This window comes from Rickettsia endosymbiont of Oedothorax gibbosus (assembly GCF_936269705.1).
Classification (GTDB): domain Bacteria; phylum Pseudomonadota; class Alphaproteobacteria; order Rickettsiales; family Rickettsiaceae; genus Tisiphia.
Genome location: NZ_OW370493.1, coordinates 2,254,086 through 2,277,350, shown reverse-complemented (window position 1 = coordinate 2,277,350; position 23,265 = coordinate 2,254,086). Strand labels below are relative to the sequence as shown.

Genomic DNA, 23,265 nt, shown 5'->3' with positions numbered 1-23,265 from the left:
GGATGGATCATAGTAGTGTTGAAGCAGAGGAAAGTTTGTGGAGCGAAGGATCCTGGGTAAAATCGATCTTTTTAGGGAAATGTTATGATAACAACAGAATATCAAATAAATACAGAAACGAAACTAAAAAGAATAGCATGGTTATCCTCACAGGATAAGGGCAAGAGATTTAACAATCTCATGCATTTATTTAATGAAGAAGCACTTACCAAATGTTACCAAGAGCTTGATGTAAATAGAGCGGTGGGAACAGATGGTATGGACAAATCGAGCTATAGCTTAAACCTTACAGAAAATATCAGAGAATTGGTTAAGAAACTAAAGAACATGGTATATAAACCAGGGAATATACTAGAGGTAAAGATACCAAAGGAAGGAAGCCCGGGTAAGTATAGGACTTTAGGGATTAGCAATTTTGAAGATAAGCTTTGCCAAAAGATGATGAAGAAGGTACTTGAAAATATCTATGAGCCATTATTCCTTAAGTGTTCCTACGGTTTCAGGGCAGGGATTGGATGTCATGATGCAGTAAGGGAGCTTTCTAAACATCTTTATGAAAATGAGGTTGAGAGCATAATAGACTTAGACTTAGCGAACTTTTTTTGGTACATTGGATAGGAAGATATTGATCGAAATATTACGGGAGAAGGTTCAGGATGAGAGGCTAATTAGGTATTTAATCCGTATGTTTAAGGCGGGAGTATTATCTGATGGAGAGTTAACTATCCTAGAAGAAGGGGTAATTGCAGGAAGTATTGTAAGCCCCATACTTGCGAATATATTTGCTCACTATGTACTAGATGAATGGATTAAAAAAGTAGTAACCCAGCATTGCAGTGGTACGGTAGAATTATTTCGCTACTGTGACGATGCAGTGATATGCTGTAGATATGAAGAGGATGCAAAGAAGATTAAAGTAGTTCTTGTGAAACGACTTGAAAAGTACAAACTTAAACTTAATGAAGAAAAGACCAAATTGGTCAGATTTTCAAAGAACCAGTTGTCTCGAGGCATAAAACAGGAGTCCTTTGATTTTCTAGGATTTACCTTTTATCTGGGAAAGTCTAGGAATGGTAGAATAATACCTAAGTTAAAGAGCAGTGGAAAAAGGATAAGCACCAAGTTAAAGAAAGTTAATGATTGGTGTAAAGGCATTAGAAACAAATACAAACTACCTATCATATGGACAATCTTTTGCAGTAAGCTTAGAGGACATATCCAATATTATGGAGTGTCGCACAATTGCGATGCCGTAAATGGTTTCATATGGAAGGCGGTTAAAATAATGTTCAAATGGCTAAATAGACGCAGTCAGAAGAAATCATTTAACTGGGAACAATTTAGACTTTTTATTACACGCCATCCTTTGCCAAAGGTAAAAGTATATCATGTCATGTTTCAGTGAGCATACCGTGTAAATGATGATATCTTGAGCCCATTGCCTTAATAGGGCACGATGCGGTTCTAACGAGGGGCGTAATAGGTGACTATTACGTCTACTCCCCCAGACACTATAAATTTTGCCCCTGGTTGTCAATTATATATTTTTTTCAACAGCTAGTTTCTTACTATCTTGCCAACTTTGTATAAATTATAAAATCTAACCCAGATATTGTATAAAGGCACCAATATTTACCTCTGAACCCCTTGTAATAATCTATCATGCAATATCTGGGCTATATAATTTATTATAACTGTACTTCTCTCCTAATTTTCTTTCTTTGTATCTTGATTATTATTAACCTCAGTTTGATGTAAGAGGAAGGTTGAGATTGTTTAATTTTCCAAAAGCTACAGAAATTTTATTAGGCTTAAAAACATAGGCAAGCAGTCCAGCTAATACGTTATTTTGAAAATTCATAACAGATCTATGCCTTGTATGGTCTATATGACAAAGGTTTTTTAGTTGATCGTTAATGGTTTCAATAATATACCTTTTATTTAAAAACCGCTTTTTAATAGGATCTATTATTCTTTCTTTCATATTACTTTTAATTTTTGTTATTAGTTCTAAACCTTGATTAGCAAGGGATTGAGTGAGTTTTTTACTGATATACCCACGATCACCAAAAAGCCAGCCTTGTAATTTATCTACTAAATTTTCTACCACTGCTCTATCATCAACATTTCCTGGAGTTAAAGAAAAACTCATAATCTCTCCGCAACTGTTAATGACAATATGTAGCTTACAACCAAAGAACCACCCAGTGGAAGTCTTACCTCTTTTTGCTATGTCTTTGAATACTTTATGTCTATTAATTCTTAAATTATGGCAAGCAGGAAGTTTAGTAGAGTCGATATAATATTGACCAGTTTGTTTTCCTGATAGGCTTTTTAGCAGTAATACCATGGGCATGAAGCTCATTGGCATTAACTGAACAAAACGACTATAGCTCACAAGTTTTGGAAATTCCTTTCTATAACTTTGACATAGGCAGCATAAATAAAAATCTTTAAAGGTACGGTAGTGACTCAAGTGAAACATTACTATAATAGTAATAATCTCTGAGAGTCCTATACTGCAAACTACTTTACGCTTACGGTTAGGATTTGGTAATATATATTTATTTTGCTCCGTATCAAAATGCTTGCAAAAATCATCAATTAAGCAGAAAATCTCCGTAAGAGGGATCATAATATATTCTCCAATTTTGTTGTTATTATTCGAGAACTTTATAATCCCTCCCTTCTTACTTTTCAAATATTCTTTCTCCTAACACACTAGTTTGAAAGAAGGTTTTATTTTTACCATAGCTCACCACCAACAGTTTGTTTATGTTATTACATAATGCTTAGCATTTTGTTTGGTGCTTACGTCAAACTCAGGTTATATTAGTTCCATTACTGTTGCAGAATTGTTAGTAGGAGTTAGCTGAGCCAATACTGAAGAGCGTCGCATGAAAAGATCGGTATTTGTCGAGCATGTAATCAACTCAATTACTTAAGACCAATATGTTGAGCATATATGATGGATAGTAGACTGAAAAATCAAGACGTCATGGCTCAGAGCCGCTTTGCGGCAACGCGGCAATCCAAAAATGATCATGAATGGATTGCTTCAATGCTACTAAAGTAGCTCCTCGCAATGACGGTTGTGAGGTTAGATTGCTTCTTGGCTCACGCCTTCTCGCAATGACACCTTGTATTTAGTGTTAAAATAAAAATCTGCTATAATTTAGATTTTTTTCATTTATTATAATCAAATTCAGTTATAATCACAACTTAATTCAAAAACTAAGAAATACAACATGACAACGCAAGCAAATACTAAATTTCCTATAGAAATTGACAAGAAACGAGATAATTTATTGACTAATTTTGGTAAAGCCGTCCTAAAGGATAGGTACTTATTAGCCGGAGAGGATTTTCAGGATTTATTCGCTAGAGTTGCTAGCTACTATGCTGATAATACCCAACATGCCCAGCAATTATATGAGTATATAAGCAAGCTGTGGTTTATGCCAGCCACTCCAGTTCTTAGTAATGGTGGAACTGATAGAGGGATGCCTATTTCTTGTTTTTTGAATGAAACAGATGATAGTTTAGAAGGTATTGTAGACCTTTGGACGGAGAATGTTTGGTTAGCCTCGCGTGGTGGTGGTATAGGAAGCTACTGGGGCAACGTTCGTTCGATTAATGAGGAAATTAAAGGCAAAGGCACTTCTTCTGGCATTATTCCATTTGTCAAAGTTGTGGATTCTATGACCTTAGCTATTTCCCAAGGATCAATTAGACGTGGTAGTGCTGCTATATACTTACCAATTGACCATCCAGAAATTGAGGAATTTATCGATTTAAGACGTCATACAGGTGGTGATACTAATCGTAAAGCTTTGAACATTCATCATGGTATAGCTGTAACAGATGCCTTTATGCGAGCAGTAGAAAATGATGAGGATTTTTCTTTAATTAGCCCTGATACTAAAAAAGTTGTACGGGTAGTTAAGGCAAGAGAGATATGGGTGAAGTTATTAACTACTAGAATAGAAACTGGAGAACCTTACATAATATTTATTGATACTATCAATAAATATATTCCTGAACATCATAAAAAACTTGGGCTACAGGTAAAAACTTCAAATCTTTGTAGTGAGATTACTTTACCAACTGGTATTGATCATTTGGGTAAAGCGAGAACTGCTGTTTGTTGCCTATCTTCGGTAAATTTAGAATATTTTGATGATTGGCAAAATGATCCAGAGTTTATTCCTACCGCCATGCGTTTTCTAGATAATGTGCTTGAAGATTTTATCACTAAAGCCCCAAACACCATGGAGCGAGCAAAATATTCAGCCATGCGTGAACGTAGCGTAGGGTTAGGGGTTATGGGTTTTCACTCATTCTTACAATTAAAGGATGTGCCGGTAGAATCGGTAATGGCAAAGGTTTGGAATAACCAAATATTTGAACATATTCATAAAGAAGTTGATAGAGCTTCCGTAATTTTATCTGATGAACGTGGGGCTTGTCCTGATGCAGATGAAGTAGGTAGTAAAGAGCGTTTTAGTAATAAAACAGCTATTGCTCCCACAGCATCAATCTCAATTATTGCTGGTAATAGTTCGCCTGGAATTGAACCATTTGCTGCTAATAGTTTTATTCAAAAGACTCTTACCGGATCTTTTAATGTACGTAACAAATATTTAGAAAAATTATTAAGTAGCAAAGGCTTTAATAATGATCAAGTTTGGTCATCAATTGCCACGCATGAAGGCTCGGTTCAACATTTAACTTTTTTATCTGCTCATGAAAAAGAGGTTTTTAAAACGGCACATGAGATTGATCAAAATTGGCTTATTGATTTAGCAGCAGATAGGACGCCACATATTTCGCAATCTCAATCTCTAAATCTTTTCTTAGCAGGTAATGTAAGTAAGATGTACTTAAATAATATCCATTTTAGAGCCTGGAAAAAAGGAGTAAAGAGTTTATATTATTGTAGATCAACCTCAATTCAAAGACCCGATAAAGTATCACACGATGTCAAGAAAGTAGATTTTAAAGATATTGAAATAGCTAATAAGAAAAAACAAGAAGAAGAGTCTTCTAAATATGATGAGTGTTTAGCCTGTCAATAATTTTTGATTTATCTAGGCTTGTCATATGGATTGCTCCGTCGTGTTTACGCACTTCTCGCAATGACGAATTAATAGGTAAGTCATTGCGAGCGAACGTATGTGAGCGTGGTAGTCCATGAAGCTTGTCATATAGATCGCTTCGTTGCTACTAAAGTAGCTCCTCGCAATGACGTTGGGGGCTTTGCTTCGCCGAACAGCCTTCTAATAGATGGGTATAATTAAAATTCGAATAAATTAAAAAGGAAATATAATATGTCTTTACTTGATGCCAGTCCAATCTACAAACCATTCTCTTATCCATGGGCTTATGAAGCTTGGCATATTCAACAACGAATTCATTGGTTACCAGAAGAAGTGCCGCTAGCTGATGATATAAAAGATTGGAAATATAATTTAACTCCTGGAGAAAAACATCTATTAACTCAAATATTTCGTTTCTTTACTCAAGCTGATATTGAAGTAAATAATTGCTATATGAAACATTACTCCAGGGTATTTAAGCCAACGGAAGTATTGATGATGTTATCAGCATTTTCTAATATGGAAACAATTCATATTGCGGCTTATTCTCATTTGCTTGATACTGTGGGTATGCCAGAAACTGAATATTCAGCATTTCTTAAATATAGAGAAATGAAAGATAAATACGACTATATGCAACGTTTTGGGGTAGAAACGAAAGAAGATATTGCTACAACTTTAGCAGTATTTGGGGCATTTACTGAAGGATTACAGCTATTTGCCTCATTTGCTATTTTGCTTAATTTTCCTCGTTTTAATAAAATGAAAGGTATGGGGCAAATCATTAGTTGGTCAGTAAGGGATGAGACGTTACATACTGATTCAATCATTATGTTATTTAAAACTTTTATTAGGGAAAATCCTGAAGTATGGACTGAGGAAGTTCGTGGTCGTCTGTATGAAGCTTGTGCTACTATTGTCCATTTTGAAGATGCCTTTATTGAACTAGCATTTGAAGTTGGTGGTATTGAAGGGTTAACCGCTAGAGAAGTAAAACAATATATTCGTTATATTGCTGATCGCCGATTAATGCAGCTTGGACTTAAAGAAATTTATTTAATTGATAATAATCCGTTGCCTTGGCTTGATGAAATCTTAAACGGTATGGAGCATACTAATTTCTTTGAAGCAAGGGTAACCGAATATACCAAAGCTGCAACTGTTGGATCGTGGGAAGAGGTATTTGCTGATATGGATGGTAGGAGGAGTGCTATACTCAAATGATTTGAAGAATTGGAACGCAAAACAAGGGGTGAGCGAGCGGAGCGTAGTAAACCTACGTGAGTACGCGAATGCCCCGAAGTTTTACGGAGCCAATTCTTCAAATCATTTGAGTATACCAGTTAATGTGTTCTTGCTGAACTATTAGGTTTTTTACTAATGCGAGATACGCGGTCTACCATATTGGGAGGAGATGGTGTTGGAACTTTAGTTTTAGGTGAAATCTTTTCCTCCTTAGGTGGATTGCTAGGTGGGTTGTTAATTGTTGTGTCAAAATCACTAAATAAATTTGTTTGGGTTTGAGGATTTATTTTATTTTTAATAGAACCCGAAGTAATAATGTCTTTTATATAAGACAGGATGAATCGACCGCAATTTATATTATCAGCTATTTTTTGATGACCTAGATATGATGATTTAAAGGTAACTCTATCTTTTCCAAATGTTTCTTCTAGTAAATTTCTAATTGGTTTTAGTGGATAAAAACGACTAAGCCATCCTTTGGAATCATGATGATGAGATGTTATATTCCCAGCGTTATCTTTATTCAACTCTAAATATGTGAAGTGTTTTCTTGTCAACAATCCAAGAAAATATTTGTTAGACTGACAAATAGGAATTATTGCTCTCTTCCAATTAGTATCTTGGTTTAATATTCCAAGTGTATCCTTTAATGGGGCTGCAGTTGTTGTAAGTGGACTGCCTTTTTGAGCATCATGAGATGGGGTAGTGATATAATTATTGTCCTTTTTAAGATAATAATTGATTTTATTTTCAGGATTTCCCGGATTTTCATATGTCTCTGCTGATAGTTTATATCCTTGTCTTTTAGATAAATTTTTCAAGACATTATATACCTGAGTAGGCTTATATGCCATATATGGCTCAATTTCTTTCCGATCTTTCATTGCATTCCTATAATATATTACTTAGTGGTATACTCTTTTGCTTTGAAGAATTGGTTTCGCAAATATTTGTGTTCATGTACGTTCGGTTCGCTCACCCCTTGTTTATTGTCCCCATTCTCCAAATCATTTGAGTATAAATAAAATAATAGTATACTAAAATGACTGCAAAAAATAGATGTTTTTAACATCATTTGAGTGCTAAAACAATTTTTGCTATTAGTGGAGAAGATAATATATAGTATAATATAGAATATAATTGGAGAATAAAATAATATGACTATTGAAATTACAGTTCCATCCCTTGGAGAGTCAGTATCAGAGGCTACTATTGCCAAGTGGCATAAAAAACAAGGAGATGTGGTTAAAGTGGATGAGCTACTTTTAGAGCTTGAAACAGAAAAAGTTACGTTGGAAGTAAATGCAGTTTCATCTGGGGTAATAAGCAAAATATTTAAGAATGAGGGAGATACGGTATCTGTCGGTGATAGCATTGGGCAAATTACCGAAGGAGCAGTTTCTGCTGTAGCTTTACCTAGCACGTCAGGTAAAGAGGTACAACAACAACCTGCAAATATAAACAGCATTGCTTCCCCACCTTCTGTACGAAGATTAGTGAGTGAAAATAAACTGTCCTTAGATGACATAAAAGGTACTGGTAGAGAGGGTAGGGTAACTAAGGGAGATGTATTAGGATTTATAAATAGTCCAACAACAACTTCATCTATACAGGCAACTGAATCACCTGTGAGCAATATTGCATTGGCAAATGCAGGGGCGGTAGAACGCGTTAGAATGTCGCGACTTCGTAAGACTATTGCAGATCGTTTGAAACAATCGCAAAATACCGCAGCTATTTTAACAACTTTTAATGAAATTGATATGTTGAAAGTTATTAATTTGCGTATGCAGTATCGTGAAGAGTTCGAGAAGAAGCATGGTGTTAAGCTGGGGTTTATGTCATTCTTTGTAAAAGCTACTATTGAAGCTCTGAAAGTAGTAGCTTCGGTAAATGCTGAAATAGAAGGGGATGAGATTCTGTATAAGAATTATTACGATATTGGGGTGGCAGTAGGAACAGAACAGGGGTTAGTAGTACCAATAGTCAGGCAGGCTGACAAATTGAGTTTTGCTGGTATTGAGAAAGAAATTGCCGGTCTGGGTAAAAAGGCTAAAGAAGGAAAGTTATCGATGTCTGATTTATCAGGAGGAACTTTTACTATTTCCAATGGTGGTGTTTATGGCTCATTATTATCAACCCCTATTATTAATCCTCCTCAATCAGGTATTTTAGGTCTTCATAAGACTGAAGAAAGACCAGTAGTGGTTAATGGCAAAATAGAAATACGTCCGATGATGTATGTAGCTTTATCTTATGATCATCGTATTATTGATGGTAAGGAAGCTGTTACTTTTCTTGTGAAAATCAAGGAATTAATTGAAAATCCAGATCGTTTGTTATTAAATCTCTAAGTTATAGTATGGTAAGCACAAAAGTAATTAGGAGTAGAAGTTATGGTAAAAGAAAAATCTGTTTTTGATAATATTGCTGTTAAAATTGAGAAATATCGCCCTACTATTGAGGATATAGGGAAATATATTGCAGCTCAGCATACAGCTTTGGCAGACGACCCTAAGGGAAGTTTGAGTCTTAACCAATATTTAAAGAACATATATTTTCCTGATAAGAATGTAGTGGTAGCAGCGGATTTGTCTAATATGATTTTTGGTGTATCTGATAATATAACACGTCAATTCGGGATAAGGATATTGTGAACATGTAGATTAAAATCAAATTTTGTTGAAGGTTTATTTTTCTTTAATGAGTAAGCAACAAGAGTAGATAATATATGGACAAAGGCATTTATTGGTGATCTATGTCTAGTATGTTCAAGGTTCATTTTATTTTTTAGATAATCAAAAACTGTTTCAATTAAGTTACGCTTTCGAAGTAAGATTTTTTCTTTCAAATCCATTAATTTATTTTCCATATTCTTCTTAATTCCATGAATCATTTTTAAGCCTCTTTCATATAAATTTAAGAACAAATTTTGCTTAATATAACCTTTATCAGCTGCTATAATTCCAGTTAATCTTTTTGTTAACTCCGGTACTGGAACCCTATCATCTACATTGCCTTTGGTCACTTTTAATGCCATAAACTCCCCTTTATTATTGATTATTACATGTAATTTAAAACCATAAAAATACCCCATAGAGGATTTACTATGTTTGGCTAATCCTTTAAAAACTTTATTGCTATAACGCCTTTTATTGTGACAAGCTTTAATCGTTGTAGAGTCAATAAAATAAATACCTGTTTCCTCACCAAACAACAAATGAATCAACATATTTAGCGGTATGAATAATCGTGCCATTAATTCAACAAATCTATTATAACTCAAGGCTTTGGGAAAATCATCCTTATGCATGCACTCTATATAACTTTTATAGAAAAATTTAAAATTCTTAGCATAGGATGTATGAAACATAATTATTATTGTTAACATTTCACTTAGACTCATGCTACAACAGCGATTTCTTTGCTTATTTGATGGTAATAACTTTCTCTGTTCATACTCCAAATAAATTTTACAAAAATCATCTATAAAACTATATAATTCTGTGATACCAATTGCAATAATTAACACAGTGGTGTAAAATGGGTTTTTAACTGATAAAGGTACTCAAATGGCTAGGTTAATATTACCACAAGGTTTTCATGGTCATGATTTTATAAAAATGATGAAACATGAGCCGCATGGTCGAAATCGTATACGTTTATTGGCGATGTATCACCTTCAATTAGGCAAATCTTTAAAAGCCATATCTGAAATAGTGAAGTCACACTGGAAAACTGTGCAATCATGGCTCAGAAGATTTAGGAATCATGGTTTTGAAGGATTATTTGAATCACAAAGAAGCGGTGCCCCTAGGAAGATTAACACTATACAAGAGTCTGCTCTTTTTGATAAAATCAATACGCTCAGTGAAAGTAAAACTGGTGGGTATATAACTGGAAAGGAGCTACATATCATGTTACTTGAGGAATATGGTGCTAAATGCGCTTTAAAAACAGTCTACAATACTATGCACCGCCTTGGTTTTAGCTGGATTACTTCTCGTTCAATGCATCCAAAGTCAAATCAAGAGACTCAAAATACATATAAAAAAACTTCCCAGACATGTTAACAAAATTATTACCAAAAAATATCGATAGATGTAAAGTTGATATATGGTCTCAGGATGAAACTCGAGTTGGGCAACAAGGTAGCTTAACTCGTATATGGGCTAAGCGTGGCACTAGACCCCGTAAAGTTCGGCAACAGCAATTCATTTCAACATATATTTATGGAGCTGCTTGCCATGATACAGGAGAAGCTTTTGCATTAATTTTACCATATGCAAACACACAGGCAATGAATAAATTCTTAGAAGAGCTTTCTCGCAGTATTCAAGGCAACCGACATATAGCTTTACTAACGGATAATGCAGGTTGGCACACAGCCAAAAAACTAACTGTGCCAAGCAATATCACTTTGATACCGCTTCCGCCCTATGCACCGGAACTTAATGCAATGGAACAAGTTTGGGAATGGATCAAAAATCATTTCTTGTCTAACCAATGTTATGGTGTATATGAAGATATCGTCACTATGGCTTGTTACGCTTGGAATCAATTTGCTCATAATGTAGATTTAGTAAAATCAATTATGTATAGAGACTGGATAAACACACCGTGTTAATTATTGCAATTGGTATAAAGTTTGTTATTCCATTAAAAATGGATCATAAAATTCGTCTTACAAAAGGTTTAAGAACTTTAACCATTGAAAGAATATTTAGTGATGTTAAAGCCTTAGAGTATAGGGCTTGTAGTGGTATATTATGGAATAGAAAGGTTAATTTTACCGCATATAGAAATGATAAGAGCGAGCTGATGGTTCTGGTGTCTTCAATTGAAATAGAGCAAGATATTTTTGCTTTATATAAATTTCGTTGGAGTGTTGAACGACTATTTTTGCACCTAAAAAGCGGTGGTTTTGATATTGAAAAAAGTCACATTGTAAAATTGGATAGATTTGAAAAATTATTAGTGATAACTGCTATTGCTTCAGCTTTAATAGTCAAAAATGGAATAATACAAAATGCCTTAAATCCCATCCGAATAAAACGGTACAAAACCATTGAAAGACAATTGTTTTCATTATTTACCTATGGCTTTGATCATATCAAAAATGCTTTTTATCAATCTACAACAGCCATAACGCAGCTAATATCCACATTATTAATACCTCCCAAACAAAAACTTTTTTCTATCCTAATACCATCTTTACAAAAATTGTAGGGTACTATGGTGTTAGATTCAGTATGTTTGTCTAGATAGCTATGAGCTTTAAGTTGTTCTTCCTCACTGCTTTGGGGATCAGAAAATTTCTCGCTCTGTTTTTGATGTTTTATGATAAGCAAATAATCATTACAAAAATACTTAGCCAACTCTAATATGCTAGATTTTTTGATTTCCTCTACTGACTTTTCCTCAAATTTTGCTCGGACATCTTCTAAATCTGCTAAAAATTCTTCGTGTTTTTTTCTTTGTGCTTCTGTTGTTTCATCACTTATTAAAGAAGCATTATCTTGATTCTTAGACATGGGTTACTCTCCATTTTAAAATATTATAATATGATTATTAATTTATTAGTTATCGCAGGCAACCTCCTAGTAATCTCGTCACAACGCATAGGCGTTAGTTTAAGAAAATATAAGTAGAAAAATCGTCATTGCGAGCCACCGTAGGTGGCGTGGCAATTCATTTCTAATAACTTTTCTGGATTGCTTCGTGACCTTACGGTCTCCTCGCAATGACGGTTTTTCAATTATTGTTTTCTTAAACTGACGCTTATGCGTTACAACGATGGAGTAATGCTAATCGGATTAACCATAAATAGAAGTTTAGTTACCAATTTCGCTACTGTCAATTGGATTTTTTTATTAATATAATACTTGATTAAATTAGTAGGATATTATAAGATATATGCTATAATGGTGGAGTCGTTTGTATGCAATTAACTACAAAAGGGCGATATGCGGTGATGGCAATCTTAGAAATTGCATCGCAAATGTCGAATATGCCTGTTACCTTGGCTGAAATTTCAGCAAAACAACATATACCGGTTAATTATTTGGAGCAAATTTTTGCAAAACTGAAGAAAGCTAACATAGTTAGATCAGCTAAAGGTCGAAAAGGTGGTTACATCATTAATGAAAAATTAGATAAAATCAAGATTGCTAATATTATTGATGCGGTAGATGAGAATATCGAAATGACCAGATGTTTAGGGAAATCTGGAAATAGTTGTGTACCTAATAAAGTGCAATGTAACGCCCATCATTTATGGTTAGGTTTGAGTCGGCATATAAGGGATTATTTTGATACTATCTCGATAGCTGATATGCTTTAGGTATACTCGATGAAAATCAAGAATTGCGTTGTCGTTATTCAAGACCTGCGGTACTCACGTACTAAATGTACGCTCCGCTCCTCGGCTTGAATACTCCTAGCACTTCTTGATTTTGATCTTCGTCTACCAACTTTTCAAATGATTAGGAGCGTATATAGTCAAACTAAATTCCCTATATAGCTAACCCGATTAGCTATACTTCCGTCATTACGAGAAGGCGTAAGCCTCCGAAGCAATCCATTTCTACTCGTTTTCTGGATTGCTTCGTTGCTACTAAAGTAGCTCCTTGCCATGACGTCGTGAACAATAACTAATATAAAAATTATTTTTTTACAACTTTTGTATTAGTGGGCTGAAAAATTATGTTATATTTAGATCATAATGCTACTACTAACATTCATCCTAAGGTTAAAGAGCTGATGGAGAATTTGATGAAAGAGACCTATTATAATCCGTCTTCTATTCATACAAAGGGGCGTTATGCTCGAAGTTTAGTAGAAATAGCTAGGCAGCAGGTTGCCAAATCTGTTGGAGCTGATATAAATTCTAGGGAATATCAGGTAATTTTTACTTCCTCTGGTACAGAGAGTAATAATTTGCTGATGAATAATTATTATGATGGAGAAATTTTTGTTTCTAGTATAGAGCATTTATCGATCTTTGATCACACTAAATATCGGGATAATATTAAAATTATCCGTGTTGATAGTGATGGCATTGTTGATATTGAACATTTAGAGCAATTATTATCAACTAGTCAAGCTAGTAAAAAGCTAGTCTCTGTGATGTTGGCTAATAATGAAAGTGGTGTTGTACAAAACATACAGCAGCTAGTTAAAATTGCCCAAAAATATGGGGCGGTATTGCATAGTGATTGCGTGCAAGCAGTTGGCAAAATACCGGTCAATATTAAAGAACTAGCTGTTGATTTTGCTACTATATCGGCTCACAAATTAGGTGGAATGCAGGGTAGTAGTGCGTTGATTGTTAAGGCAGGAAATACGCTTAAAGCGATGATGATTGGCGGAGGGCAAGAGAGGAATATTCGTTCAGGTACAGAAAATGTACTGGCAATCGCCTCGTTCGGGCTTGCATCATCAATAGTTACTAATGAGCTAAAAGATAGATATAATAAAATGAAGAAATTACAAACATATTTGGAGCAGAATTTACTCAACTATAAAAATGTTAAAATAGTGTCAAAGAATGTTGAAAGACTACCTAATACTACCTTGATGATTGTACCCAAAACTGATGCACAAACTAAGTTGATAGCTTTCGATTTAAGGGGTATAGCGGTTAGTTCCGGCTCTGCCTGTTCATCAGGAAAAGTTGGTAAGTCACATGTGTTATCTGCTATGGGGGTTAGTGAGGAAGATGCTAGGTCTTCGATTAGAATCAGCTTCGATTATCAACAAACTATTGAAGATGTTGTGACATTTATTAAAGCGTTTGAAGAAGTATACTCAAATGGATAAGTTAGAAGAATTAAGACAACAAGTAAAATTAACTGGTAAATCGTTGCCAATTTATATGGATTATCAATCAACAACCCCTATGGATCCAAGGGTTCTAGAATGTATGTTGCCATATTTTATTACTAAATTTGGTAATCCACACTCTAGGAGTCATTCCTTTGGTTGGGAAGCTGAAGAAGCTGTAGAAATGTCAAGAAAGAAAGTGGCAAGGCTTATTGGTGCTGATTCTAAAGAAATTGTTTTTACTTCTGGTGCTACTGAATCTAACAATTTAGCGATAAAAGGTATTGCTAAATTTTATGGTAGTAAGAAAAATCACATAATAACAGTGATAAGTGAACATAAATGCGTTTTAGATGCTTGTCGGCATTTAGAAAATGAAGGATTTAAGGTAACATATTTGCCAATTCAAACAAATGGCTTGATTGATTTACAGCAATTAAGAAATGCCATAACCGACCAAACTATGCTGGTATCGGTGATGGCAGTAAATAATGAAATCGGTGTTATTCAGCCAATTAAAGAAATTGGTAAAATTTGTCGGGAATTAGGCGTATTTTTTCACTCAGATATTGCCCAAGGATATGGTAAAATCCCTATAGATGTTAATGATTGTAACATTGATTTGGCAAGTATTTCTGGGCATAAAATTTATGGTCCCAAAGGTATTGGAGCTTTATATGTAAGAAAAAAACCTAGGGTACGATTAGTGCCAATTTTAAATGGTGGTGGACAGGAAAGAGGTATGCGTTCTGGAACTCTCCCAACTCCTTTAATTGTTGGACTCGGGGCAGCAGCTGAATTAGCTCTATCAGAAATGTCACAAGATGCTAAGCGGGTAGAAGAGCTTTTTGATAGATTTTATAATAATATTACTAAACAAATTGCTGATGTCTATTTAAACGGTGATATGCATAAGAGATATAAGGGAAATTTAAATTTAAGTTTTGCTTATGTCGAAGGGGAGTCAATGATATTGGCTATTAAGGATTTAGCCGTTTCATCCGGCTCAGCTTGTACCTCATCTTCACTGGAGCCATCATATGTGTTAAGAGCTATGGGGGTTGACGAAGAAATGGCTCATACATCAATTAGGTTTGGTATTGGTAGATTTACCACTAAAGAAGAAATAGATTATGCTGTAGAGTTAATAAAGTCAAAAATTAACAAATTAAGAGAACTGAGTCCTCTTTGGGAGATGGTTCAAGAAGGTGTTAATTTAAAGCAAATTAAGTGGGCAGTACACTAGACCTCTTGCAAAACTCTACTTCTTCTGCTGGTAATTTGTACGTCGATGCGGTACTCGAATCCTATAGCAATTATCTTTTATCTAAATTTTCAAAAAAATATTTATCTAAATAATAAAACAACGTTTTTGTTGAATAAGTTTATGGCAAACTTCAAGTAGCTTACGCATACAAGCAACTATCGCAACTTTCTTAGGTTTAAAATTATTAACAAGCCTATTGTATAAAGTTTTTAAATATTGAAAACCATTTTTGCCAGTTAATACCGCCATGTATAAAGCATCCCGTGGTATTTTTCTGCCTCCCCTAATAAATCTTCGTCCTTGCTTATTACCACTATCACGGGCGTACGGAGCTATCCCCACAATTGCTGACAATTCATTACTACTATAATTTTTATCCCCTAATTCAGGTACAAAACTAATTAGTTTTGTAGCCAAACATTTACCAATACCAGGTACAGTCTCTAATATTTTTACCTTCTCTTTTAACTCTTCTGACTCATCTATTGTTTTGTTTAACTTCTTATCAAGCTCAGCTATTTCATTTTGTAAGAATTTAATGTGTTTTTCTATACTATCTTTATCAATACCATCAATACTATGATGTAGTCTTTTCTTTTCATTGCTAAGCATTAATACTAAATCTTCTCGTCTTTGCTTATATCTCTTCAAATTCTCTGATTCAACTTGATATATATAATTCGCTGAAAGCTGCATCTTATCACCATAATATGCTAATTTAAATGCATCCTTCCTATCAGTTTTACACAAATTTACCGATTTACTAAAAGAATTAAAACTATATGTATTGACCTTATGTATTTGTTGCTTATTATTATACAGCTTTTGACAAATCTCAGCTTCGTATCCTCCAGTGGGTTCACATATTATTAGCTTAATCTCTTGCTCTTTTGCTAATTTAATCACCTCTTCATGACCAGCTGCATCATTGGCAAAACGATGATATTTAGGTTTATCGCTTGTATTATATACACATATATCAAGCCATTGTTTACTTACATCTAGACCTATTATTTTACTCATGATATAATCTCCTTCGTCTTATTGTGCAAGGCTGCTACTTCCAACACCTTCTGCAATTTGTTCAAAGCAAACTTTGTAAGAGGGTACTTATTCTATGCTCGATTATCTCAATCAAGTACCCCTCAAATCACCCTCTTACCATTACTTATATCATAATTTAAAGATATAAGTATCCCACAGATTTTACAGGAGGGTTAAAATAATAAATTGAATAAGTGACTGAGAGTATAGTACCCTACAATTTTGAGAAGATGAAGAAGAATGGTTGATTTAGAGTGGTGTGAAGTAGTATAAGGTAGGTATTTTTATAACAAAATGCATAATATAATACTTCAAGAATTGATTTTATATATAGACGGAAATAAATCAAGATTAAAATGTTTGGTTGGTATGGTAATTAGTTTGCTGACGGGCAGCTCAATTTATCAAAAAGGTTTAGCACTTGGTATTTTAGGTGATGCTAAAGCGACGTCAAAAACTCATAGAATTTATCGTTTTTTAAAAGATTTTAATTTTGATTATATGAAGGTTGGCTATTTGCTATTAAGCTTTTTTGCTTCAAAAAATTATGTCGTAGCAATGGATAGGACAAGTTGGAAATTTGGTAAATCCGATATTAATATTTTATTTTTAGTAATGGTAATTGGTAAAATATCGGTGCCAATATTCTGGAAGACTTTGTCGCATGGTGGCGGGTGTTCTGCAGAATTTATGAAGGAATTTTTACAGAAATTTATTAATAATTTTGGCGTTGAAAGAATAAAATATTTGCTTGCTGATAGAGAATTTATGAATAAAGAATGGTTAGACTTTCTGATAAATAACCATCTAAAGTTTGTTATTCCATTAAAAATGGATCATAAAATTCGTCTTACAAAAGGTTTAAGAACTTTAACCATTGAAAGAATATTTAGTGATGTTAAAGCCTTAGAGTATAGGGCTTGTAGTGGTATATTATGGAATAGAAAGGTTAATTTTACCGCATATAGAAATGATAAGAGCGAGCTGATGGTTCTGGTATCTTCAATTGAAATAGAGCAAGATATTTTTGCTTTATATAAATTTCGTTGGAGTGTTGAACGACTATTTTTGCACCTAAAAAGCGGTGGTTTTGATATTGAAAAAAGTCACATTGTAAAATTGGATAGATTTGAAAAATTATTAGTGATAACTGCTATTGCTTCAGCTTTAATAGTCAAAAATGGAATAATACAAAATGCCTTAAATCCCATCCGAATAAAACGGTACAAAACCATTGAAAGACAATTGTTTTCATTATTTACCTATGGCTTTGATCATATCAAAAATGCTTTTTATCAATCTACAACAGCCATAACGCAGCTAATATCCACATTATTAATACCTCCCAAACAAAAACTTTTTTCTATCCTAATACCATCTTTACAAAAATTGTAGGGTACTATGCTCGAATCCTCACGTACATTTAGAGTACGCTGCGGTTCGAGGTGAAGCGTTTCCTCCAAATCTTTGCTCATAAGCGAGTTTTGCAAGAGGTCTACTGACAAATTTAATATTAGAGGTATAAAATGTCAAAGTTAAATAACCTCAGTTTGATGTAAGAGGAAGGTTGAGATTGTTTAATTTTCCAAAAGCTACAGAAATTTTATTAGGCTTAAAAACATAGGCAAGCAGTCCAGCTAAAAATTCATAACAGATCTGTGCCTTGTATGGTCTATATGACAAAGGTTTTTTAGTTGATCGTTAATGGTTTCAATAATATACCTTTTATTTAAAAACCGCTTTTTAATAGGATCTATTATTCTTTCTTTCATATTACTTTTAATTTTTGTTATTAGTTCTAAAGCTTGATTAGCAAGGGATTGAGTGAGTTTTTTACTGATATACCCACGATCACCAAAAAGCCAGCCTTGTAATTTATCTACTAAATTTTCTACCACTGCTCTATCATCAACATTTCCTGGAGTTAAAGAAAAACTCATAATCTCTCCACAACTGTTAATGACAATATGTAGCTTATACCAATTGCAATAATTAACGCAGTGGTGTAAAATACGTCAGTTCGGGATAAGATATAGATGAAATAGTAATAGATAAAAGGATTGTCAAAAAGGAGTGCCTGCAGTATTTATATTTTTAAACAAAAAAACAAACTACAGGCATGAAAAAAGATATCACAGAATTATATAGTTTTATAGATGATTTTTGTAAAATTTATTTGGAGTATGAACAGAGAAAGTTATTACCATCAAATAAGCAAAGAAATCGCTGTTGTAGCATGAGTCTAAGTGAAATGTTAACAATAATAATTATGTTTCATACATCCTATGCTAAGAATTTTAAATTTTTCTATAAAAGTTATATAGAGTGCATGCATAAGGATGATTTTCCCAAAGCCTTGAGTTATAATAGATTTGTTGAATTAATGGCACGATTATTCATACCGCTAAATATGTTGATTCATTTGTTGTTTGGTGAGGAAACAGGTATTTATTTTATTGACTCTACAACGATTAAAGCTTGTCACAATAAAAGGCGTTATAGCAATAAAGTTTTTAAAGGATTAGCCAAACATAGTAAATCCTCTATGGGGTATTTTTATGGTTTTAAATTACATGTAATAATCAATAATAAAGGGGAGTTTATGGCATTAAAAGTGACCAAAGGCAATGTAGATGATAGGGTTCCAGTACCGGAGTTAACAAAAAGATTAACTGGAATTATAGCAGCTGATAAAGGTTATATTAAGCAAAATTTGTTCTTAAATTTATATGAAAGAGGCTTAAAAATGATTCATGGAATTAAGAAGAATATGGAAAATAAATTAATGGATTTGAAAGAAAAAATCTTACTTCGAAAGCGTAACTTAATTGAAACAGTTTTTGATTATCTAAAAAATAAAATGAACCTTGAACATACTAGACATAGATCACCAATAAATGCCTTTGTCCATATATTATCTACTCTTGTTGCTTACTCATTAAAGAAAAATAAACCTTCAACAAAATTTGATTTTAATCTACATGTTCACAATATCCTTATCCCGAATTGACGTATTATGGGGTTTATGTATATCTACTTGCACTCCTAAACCATTTTTTACCCATGCCATCTCTTCTATTATTTCATGGGTAATGGCTATTCTATCTTGTAAATTTAGCTCCTTATCGTCAGGCAAGGCTATAACAATATCTTTTAATAACTGGCTATTCTTTCTTTTCTCTGCCTGTTCTACCTCATTCATCAATATTTCAGGGACTTTAAATCTTCGATCTACATAGCTAGGTAGTAAAACTGTATGATAAACGTTATCTCCTTTTCTGGCAAAATTATAAGTAACATTAGTCTGATGATCTTTAATAATCAACCTCGCATTATAAGCAGCTTTAAGGCAAGCATTTTTACCTTCACTTCTGCCTACTATTTCTATTCTTGCAAACTGTATCGCCATGGTTCGTGAATCTCAATCTTATTCAATCCATCGTTGACATTACCATGCAATCTTAAAATTATCCACTGAATCTCAAACATATGAACCAGCAAGCAAATAATAAACCTTTAGGTTTATATATTGCGTAGTGCGACACGATGGCACTAAAATAAAGTCTGCAAGTATATTGCGGCTAGGTTGCATTTAGACCTAATTACGTTAATTCGGGATAAGGATTAGTAAAAATAGCAGACATATATACACTACGAAGAGCAATTAATGTATGAATTCACAGAAATGCAATTTATACATATCCAAAATCTTGTATTAGTTATAGCTAAAGCATTTTTACTAATCCTTATCCCGAATTAACGTAAAATGGGTTTTTAACTGATAAAGGTACTCAAATGGCTAGGTTAATATTACCACAAGGTTTTCATGGTCATGATTTTATAAAAATGATGAAACATGAGCCGCATGGTCGAAATCGTATACGTTTATTGGCGATGTATCACCTTCAATTAGGCAAATCTTTAAAAGCCATATCTGAAATAGTGAAGTCACACTGGAAAACTGTGCAATCATGGCTCAGAAGATTTAGGAATCATGGTTTTGAAGGATTATTTGAATCACAAAGAAGCGGCGCCCCTAGGAAGATTAACACTATACAAGAGTCTGCTCTTTTTGATAAAATCAATACGCTCAGTGAAAGTAAAACTGGTGGGTATATAACTGGAAAGGAGCTACATATCATGTTACTTGAGGAATATGGTGCTAAATGCGCTTTAAAAACAGTCTACAATACTATGCACCGCCTTGGTTTTAGCTGGATTACTTCTCGTTCAATGCATCCAAAGTCAAATCAAGAGACTCAAAATACATATAAAAAAACTTCCCAGACATGTTAACAAAATTATTACCAAAAAATATCGATAGATGTAAAGTTGATATATGGTCTCAGGATGAAACTCGAGTTGGGCAACAAGGTAGCTTAACTCGTATATGGGCTAAGCGTGGCACTAGACCCCGTAAAGTTCGGCAACAGCAATTCATTTCAACATATATTTATGGAGCTGCTTGCCATGATACAGGAGAAGCTTTTGCATTAATTTTACCATATGCAAACACACAGGCAATGAATAAATTCTTAGAAGAGCTTTCTCGCAGTATTCAAGGCAACCGACATATAGCTTTACTAACGGATAATGCAGGTTGGCACACAGCCAAAAAACTAACTGTGCCAAGCAATATCACTTTGATACCGCTTCCGCCCTATGCACCGGAACTTAATGCAATGGAACAAGTTTGGGAATGGATCAAAAATCATTTCTTGTCTAACCAATGTTATGGTGTATATGAAGATATCGTCACTATGGCTTGTTACGCTTGGAATCAATTTGCTCATAATGTAGATTTAGTAAAATCAATTATGTATAGAGACTGGATAAACACACCGTGTTAATTATTGCAATTGGTATAATACTTGATTTTGATGCCACTGATGATGAAATTTATGGCAATCAAGAGGGGAAGTTTTATCATGGATATTATCGTCATAATTGCTTTCTACCTTTATATGTTTTTTGTGGAAAAAAGCTGTTAGTAAGCAATCTTCGCAGCTCAAAGCTAGAACAAGCAAAGCATAGCTGGGCAATATTATCTCTATTAGTCAAGCGTTTTCGTCAATCGTGGCCTGAAGTAGAGATTATTTTTCGTGGTGATGGTGGATTTTGTCGTCATCAGATGCTGGATTGGTGTGATGAAAATAATGTAAAATATATAGTCGGAATAGCCCAAAATACTAGACTCAACAAGCTGCTTGAGCCATTGATGCAACAATCTAACGAAGCCTTCACAATTAGCAAAGAGAAGCAACGCTTTTTTAGTGAATTTAAATATAAAGCTGATAGCTGGAGTCGTCATCGTAAGATAGTTGGTAAATCAGAAGTAACTAGCCTTGGTGAGAATCCAAGATATATAGTAACTAATTTAGCAGGTAAGCCAGAAGATTTATATGATAAAAATTACTGTGCACGTGGAGATATGGAAAATCGTATAAAAGAGCAACAGTTAGAGCTATTTGCCGATCGCACTTCATGCCATAAATGGTGGGATAATCAACTCAGACTAATTTTGTCAAGCCTTGCCTATACATTAGTAGAATATATACGTGATAAGTTTTTACAAGGTACTGAATTAGCTAAAGCCTTGGTAGGAACGGTGCGTTTAAAATTGTTCAAAATTGGAGCAGTAATTATTAGAAATACTAGGAGCATTAAATTCTTGTTGTCTTCATCTTATCCTTACCAACATATATGGGATAGTGTTATGAAAAAATTAGCTATAGAATAAGCTAATATGGTACTGTCCCCGGTACAATAAAAAATGGGGGTAAGGGGGGATTCTATCTTAAATCAGGAAGAATTGCATATCTAGACATAATTTAAGTGAAAATTAACATATCCATTACCACTTATAAGCGATATTGCCATTTTATTTTTATAAATACCACCTTCATGCAATATCCAGGCTAGCTAGAGGTTTCTGGATCAATGATTGTCAGCTTATTAACGTACATGATATTCCTGATGAAGAACTTAAGGAAAAAGTATGGTCTGGGATTTTGTTATTTTTCCTCAAACACATCCACGAACGTCAATTACTGAAGAGATGGCAAGAAATCTCTCATCTCTTGCCTAAATTGAGTGAAATAACAATAGGCTATGACCATATAAGAAATCTATTACAGTATACTTTGACCTTTATTGAGCAAAGTGATAAAATAGAGTTAGAAAAAATATTAAAAAATAGTTTAACTAAAGAGAAAGGAGAGGGAATTATGCCTAGTATAGCTCAAGTATGGAAAGAAGAGGGGATTCAAATCGGGCTACAGGATGGTATTAAAATCGGAGAGGCTAGAGGAGAAGCCAGAGGAGAAGCTAGAGGTAGAGCCGAGGGTAGAGTCGAGGCAATGAAAGTTATAGCAAAAACTATGCTAGTTAAACATAAGACTATTAATGAGATCATTGAATTAACAGGCTTATCTAAAGAGCAAATCGAGAGACTAAAATAGACCTCTTGCAAAACTCTACTTTTGCTGGTAATTTGGACAATGATTCGGTACTCGAATCCTCACTTACATTAGAGTGTGCTGTGGTTCCGAGTCTCCTTCAATCCTTGCTCATAAGCGAGTTTTGCAAGAGGTCTAATGATTGCCCTCATAGATTCTTCGTCGCTACTAAAGTAGCTCCTCGCAATGACAATTATTCGTTTTTATAATGTAGTATTTTTTGTTATTAGTTGTAACTTTAGCCTGCCTCTGGAATTATTTATAAAATAATGTTTGACATTGTTTTGAATAATCGGTATAAAACTTCACACAGGGTAAATAAATCCTG

The 23,265-nt window shown here is 33.9% G+C and carries 23 protein-coding genes and 2 pseudogenes; 18 read left to right on the top strand and 7 right to left on the bottom strand.

All coding sequences use genetic code 11. The features are described from left to right. Positions 1-84: 84 nt before the first annotated feature. Positions 85-618, top strand: a complete 534-nt coding sequence (locus NBW66_RS12515; protein ID WP_250310562.1) for a reverse transcriptase domain-containing protein — start codon at positions 85-87, stop codon at positions 616-618. Further along, positions 611-1,405 (top strand): reverse transcriptase domain-containing protein, encoded by a 795-nt coding sequence (locus NBW66_RS12510; RefSeq protein ID WP_250310563.1) that lies wholly within the window; start codon positions 611-613, stop codon positions 1,403-1,405. Before NBW66_RS12515 ends, NBW66_RS12510 begins: the two co-directional genes overlap by 8 nt. A 339-nt stretch (positions 1,406-1,744) precedes the next feature. Here NBW66_RS12510 and NBW66_RS12505 read toward each other — a convergent pair whose 3' ends face one another. Then, positions 1,745-2,635 carry an IS982 family transposase gene (locus NBW66_RS12505; RefSeq protein WP_250311184.1) on the bottom strand — a complete coding sequence of 297 codons (891 nt, stop codon included), beginning with the start codon at positions 2,633-2,635 and terminating at the stop codon, positions 1,745-1,747. Positions 2,636-3,248: 613 nt separating this feature from the next. Between NBW66_RS12505 and NBW66_RS12500 the strand changes: the two genes are divergently transcribed. Beyond that, positions 3,249-5,078 (top strand): ribonucleoside-diphosphate reductase subunit alpha, encoded by a 1,830-nt coding sequence (locus NBW66_RS12500; protein WP_250311183.1) that lies wholly within the window; start codon positions 3,249-3,251, stop codon positions 5,076-5,078. Between the two features lie 252 nt (positions 5,079-5,330). Then, positions 5,331-6,323 carry a ribonucleotide-diphosphate reductase subunit beta gene (locus tag NBW66_RS12495; protein ID WP_250311182.1) on the top strand — a complete coding sequence of 331 codons (993 nt, stop codon included), beginning with the start codon at positions 5,331-5,333 and terminating at the stop codon, positions 6,321-6,323. 119 nt (positions 6,324-6,442) lie between these two features. Here the strand turns inward: NBW66_RS12495 and NBW66_RS12490 are convergent, their stop codons facing one another. Next, complete coding sequence (locus tag NBW66_RS12490; RefSeq protein ID WP_250311181.1) at positions 6,443-7,228, bottom strand: hypothetical protein; 786 nt, start codon at positions 7,226-7,228, stop codon at positions 6,443-6,445. Between the two features lie 273 nt (positions 7,229-7,501). Between NBW66_RS12490 and odhB the strand changes: the two genes are divergently transcribed. Together odhB and NBW66_RS12480 are read left to right on the top strand one after the other, a co-directional pair. Then, entirely contained in the window at positions 7,502-8,698 is a 1,197-nt protein-coding gene (odhB, locus tag NBW66_RS12485; RefSeq protein WP_250311180.1) for a 2-oxoglutarate dehydrogenase complex dihydrolipoyllysine-residue succinyltransferase, read from the top strand. 42 nt (positions 8,699-8,740) lie between these two features. Then, on the top strand, positions 8,741-9,001 hold the full coding sequence (locus NBW66_RS12480; protein ID WP_250311179.1) for a hypothetical protein: 261 nt from the start codon (positions 8,741-8,743) through the stop codon (positions 8,999-9,001). On the opposite strand, the gene NBW66_RS12475 is transcribed toward NBW66_RS12480, so the two are convergent. Continuing rightward, complete coding sequence (locus NBW66_RS12475; protein WP_348539290.1) at positions 8,977-9,867, bottom strand: IS982 family transposase; 891 nt, start codon at positions 9,865-9,867, stop codon at positions 8,977-8,979. The genes NBW66_RS12480 and NBW66_RS12475 overlap by 25 nt on opposite strands. A 49-nt stretch (positions 9,868-9,916) precedes the next feature. Here NBW66_RS12475 and NBW66_RS12470 point away from each other — a divergent pair, with 49 nt between their 5' ends. From NBW66_RS12470 to NBW66_RS12460, 3 genes are read left to right on the top strand one after another with little or no spacing between them, the layout of a single operon-like run. Next, complete coding sequence (locus NBW66_RS12470) at positions 9,917-10,417, top strand: helix-turn-helix domain-containing protein (RefSeq protein WP_250310542.1); 501 nt, start codon at positions 9,917-9,919, stop codon at positions 10,415-10,417. Next, positions 10,411-10,971 carry an IS630 family transposase gene (locus tag NBW66_RS12465; protein ID WP_250310543.1) on the top strand — a complete coding sequence of 187 codons (561 nt, stop codon included), beginning with the start codon at positions 10,411-10,413 and terminating at the stop codon, positions 10,969-10,971. The genes NBW66_RS12470 and NBW66_RS12465 overlap by 7 nt, the downstream gene beginning before the upstream one ends. Continuing rightward, on the top strand, positions 10,965-11,573 hold the full coding sequence (locus NBW66_RS12460; RefSeq protein ID WP_250311177.1) for a transposase: 609 nt from the start codon (positions 10,965-10,967) through the stop codon (positions 11,571-11,573). The genes NBW66_RS12465 and NBW66_RS12460 overlap by 7 nt, the downstream gene beginning before the upstream one ends. Here NBW66_RS12460 and NBW66_RS12455 read toward each other — a convergent pair. Then, positions 11,474-11,878 carry a hypothetical protein gene (locus tag NBW66_RS12455; RefSeq protein ID WP_250311176.1) on the bottom strand — a complete coding sequence of 135 codons (405 nt, stop codon included), beginning with the start codon at positions 11,876-11,878 and terminating at the stop codon, positions 11,474-11,476. The genes NBW66_RS12460 and NBW66_RS12455 overlap by 100 nt on opposite strands. A gap of 407 nt (positions 11,879-12,285) precedes the next feature. On the opposite strand from NBW66_RS12455, the gene NBW66_RS12450 reads away from it, so the two are divergent. The 3 genes from NBW66_RS12450 to NBW66_RS12440 all read left to right on the top strand — a co-directional run bounded on the left by NBW66_RS12450 (position 12,286) and on the right by NBW66_RS12440 (position 15,414). Further along, on the top strand, positions 12,286-12,687 hold the full coding sequence (locus NBW66_RS12450) for an Rrf2 family transcriptional regulator (protein WP_250311175.1): 402 nt from the start codon (positions 12,286-12,288) through the stop codon (positions 12,685-12,687). A gap of 362 nt (positions 12,688-13,049) precedes the next feature. Further along, entirely contained in the window at positions 13,050-14,165 is a 1,116-nt protein-coding gene (locus NBW66_RS12445) for a cysteine desulfurase family protein (RefSeq protein ID WP_250311174.1), read from the top strand. After that, on the top strand, positions 14,158-15,414 hold the full coding sequence (locus NBW66_RS12440) for an IscS subfamily cysteine desulfurase (RefSeq protein WP_250311173.1): 1,257 nt from the start codon (positions 14,158-14,160) through the stop codon (positions 15,412-15,414). Before NBW66_RS12445 ends, NBW66_RS12440 begins: the two co-directional genes overlap by 8 nt. A 105-nt stretch (positions 15,415-15,519) precedes the next feature. Here NBW66_RS12440 and NBW66_RS12435 read toward each other — a convergent pair whose 3' ends face one another. Further along, a complete protein-coding gene (locus NBW66_RS12435) occupies positions 15,520-16,458 on the bottom strand; it encodes an IS110 family RNA-guided transposase (RefSeq protein WP_250310767.1) in 939 nt (312 codons plus the stop codon). A gap of 315 nt (positions 16,459-16,773) precedes the next feature. Between NBW66_RS12435 and NBW66_RS12430 the strand changes: the two genes are divergently transcribed. Continuing rightward, a complete protein-coding gene (locus tag NBW66_RS12430; protein ID WP_250310546.1) occupies positions 16,774-17,874 on the top strand; it encodes a transposase in 1,101 nt (366 codons plus the stop codon). Positions 17,875-18,024: 150 nt separating this feature from the next. On the opposite strand, the pseudogene NBW66_RS12425 reads toward NBW66_RS12430, so the two are convergent. Next, a pseudogene (locus NBW66_RS12425) lies at positions 18,025-18,455 on the bottom strand (IS982 family transposase); the annotation flags it as partial. A gap of 143 nt (positions 18,456-18,598) precedes the next feature. On the opposite strand from NBW66_RS12425, the gene NBW66_RS12420 reads away from it, so the two are divergent. Beyond that, complete coding sequence (locus NBW66_RS12420; RefSeq protein ID WP_250310582.1) at positions 18,599-19,489, top strand: IS982 family transposase; 891 nt, start codon at positions 18,599-18,601, stop codon at positions 19,487-19,489. 3 nt (positions 19,490-19,492) lie between these two features. Here NBW66_RS12420 and NBW66_RS12415 read toward each other — a convergent pair. Further along, positions 19,493-19,888, bottom strand: a pseudogene (locus NBW66_RS12415) (MobA/MobL family protein); the annotation flags it as partial. A gap of 386 nt (positions 19,889-20,274) precedes the next feature. Between NBW66_RS12415 and NBW66_RS12410 the strand changes: the two are divergent. The 4 genes from NBW66_RS12410 (at position 20,275) to NBW66_RS12395 (ending at position 22,940) form a co-directional block, all read left to right on the top strand. Then, positions 20,275-20,775 (top strand): helix-turn-helix domain-containing protein, encoded by a 501-nt coding sequence (locus NBW66_RS12410; RefSeq protein ID WP_250310542.1) that lies wholly within the window; start codon positions 20,275-20,277, stop codon positions 20,773-20,775. After that, positions 20,769-21,329 carry an IS630 family transposase gene (locus NBW66_RS12405; protein ID WP_250310543.1) on the top strand — a complete coding sequence of 187 codons (561 nt, stop codon included), beginning with the start codon at positions 20,769-20,771 and terminating at the stop codon, positions 21,327-21,329. The genes NBW66_RS12410 and NBW66_RS12405 overlap by 7 nt, the downstream gene beginning before the upstream one ends. After that, complete coding sequence (locus NBW66_RS12400; protein WP_250311170.1) at positions 21,323-22,219, top strand: IS1380 family transposase; 897 nt, start codon at positions 21,323-21,325, stop codon at positions 22,217-22,219. The genes NBW66_RS12405 and NBW66_RS12400 overlap by 7 nt, the downstream gene beginning before the upstream one ends. Before the next feature lie 133 nt (positions 22,220-22,352). Then, a complete protein-coding gene (locus NBW66_RS12395; protein WP_250311169.1) occupies positions 22,353-22,940 on the top strand; it encodes an RpnC/YadD family protein in 588 nt (195 codons plus the stop codon). Positions 22,941-23,265: the final 325 nt, after the last annotated feature.

Coding starts and splice junctions, on each gene's coding strand:
- NBW66_RS12480 (WP_250311179.1), top strand. CDS start 8,741: ATGGTAAAAGAAAAATCTGTTTTTGATAATATTGCTGTTAAAATTGAG.
- NBW66_RS12490 (WP_250311181.1), bottom strand. CDS start 7,228: ATGAAAGATCGGAAAGAAATTGAGCCATATATGGCATATAAGCCTACT.
- NBW66_RS12435 (WP_250310767.1), bottom strand. CDS start 16,458: ATGAGTAAAATAATAGGTCTAGATGTAAGTAAACAATGGCTTGATATA.
- NBW66_RS12505 (WP_250311184.1), bottom strand. CDS start 2,635: ATGATCCCTCTTACGGAGATTTTCTGCTTAATTGATGATTTTTGCAAG.
- NBW66_RS12515 (WP_250310562.1), top strand. CDS start 85: ATGATAACAACAGAATATCAAATAAATACAGAAACGAAACTAAAAAGA.
- NBW66_RS12495 (WP_250311182.1), top strand. CDS start 5,331: ATGTCTTTACTTGATGCCAGTCCAATCTACAAACCATTCTCTTATCCA.
- NBW66_RS12470 (WP_250310542.1), top strand. CDS start 9,917: ATGGCTAGGTTAATATTACCACAAGGTTTTCATGGTCATGATTTTATA.
- NBW66_RS12450 (WP_250311175.1), top strand. CDS start 12,286: ATGCAATTAACTACAAAAGGGCGATATGCGGTGATGGCAATCTTAGAA.
- NBW66_RS12405 (WP_250310543.1), top strand. CDS start 20,769: ATGTTAACAAAATTATTACCAAAAAATATCGATAGATGTAAAGTTGAT.
- NBW66_RS12420 (WP_250310582.1), top strand. CDS start 18,599: ATGAAAAAAGATATCACAGAATTATATAGTTTTATAGATGATTTTTGT.
- NBW66_RS12465 (WP_250310543.1), top strand. CDS start 10,411: ATGTTAACAAAATTATTACCAAAAAATATCGATAGATGTAAAGTTGAT.
- NBW66_RS12455 (WP_250311176.1), bottom strand. CDS start 11,878: ATGTCTAAGAATCAAGATAATGCTTCTTTAATAAGTGATGAAACAACA.
- NBW66_RS12500 (WP_250311183.1), top strand. CDS start 3,249: ATGACAACGCAAGCAAATACTAAATTTCCTATAGAAATTGACAAGAAA.
- NBW66_RS12430 (WP_250310546.1), top strand. CDS start 16,774: ATGCATAATATAATACTTCAAGAATTGATTTTATATATAGACGGAAAT.
- odhB (WP_250311180.1), top strand. CDS start 7,502: ATGACTATTGAAATTACAGTTCCATCCCTTGGAGAGTCAGTATCAGAG.
- NBW66_RS12445 (WP_250311174.1), top strand. CDS start 13,050: ATGTTATATTTAGATCATAATGCTACTACTAACATTCATCCTAAGGTT.
- NBW66_RS12410 (WP_250310542.1), top strand. CDS start 20,275: ATGGCTAGGTTAATATTACCACAAGGTTTTCATGGTCATGATTTTATA.
- NBW66_RS12440 (WP_250311173.1), top strand. CDS start 14,158: ATGGATAAGTTAGAAGAATTAAGACAACAAGTAAAATTAACTGGTAAA.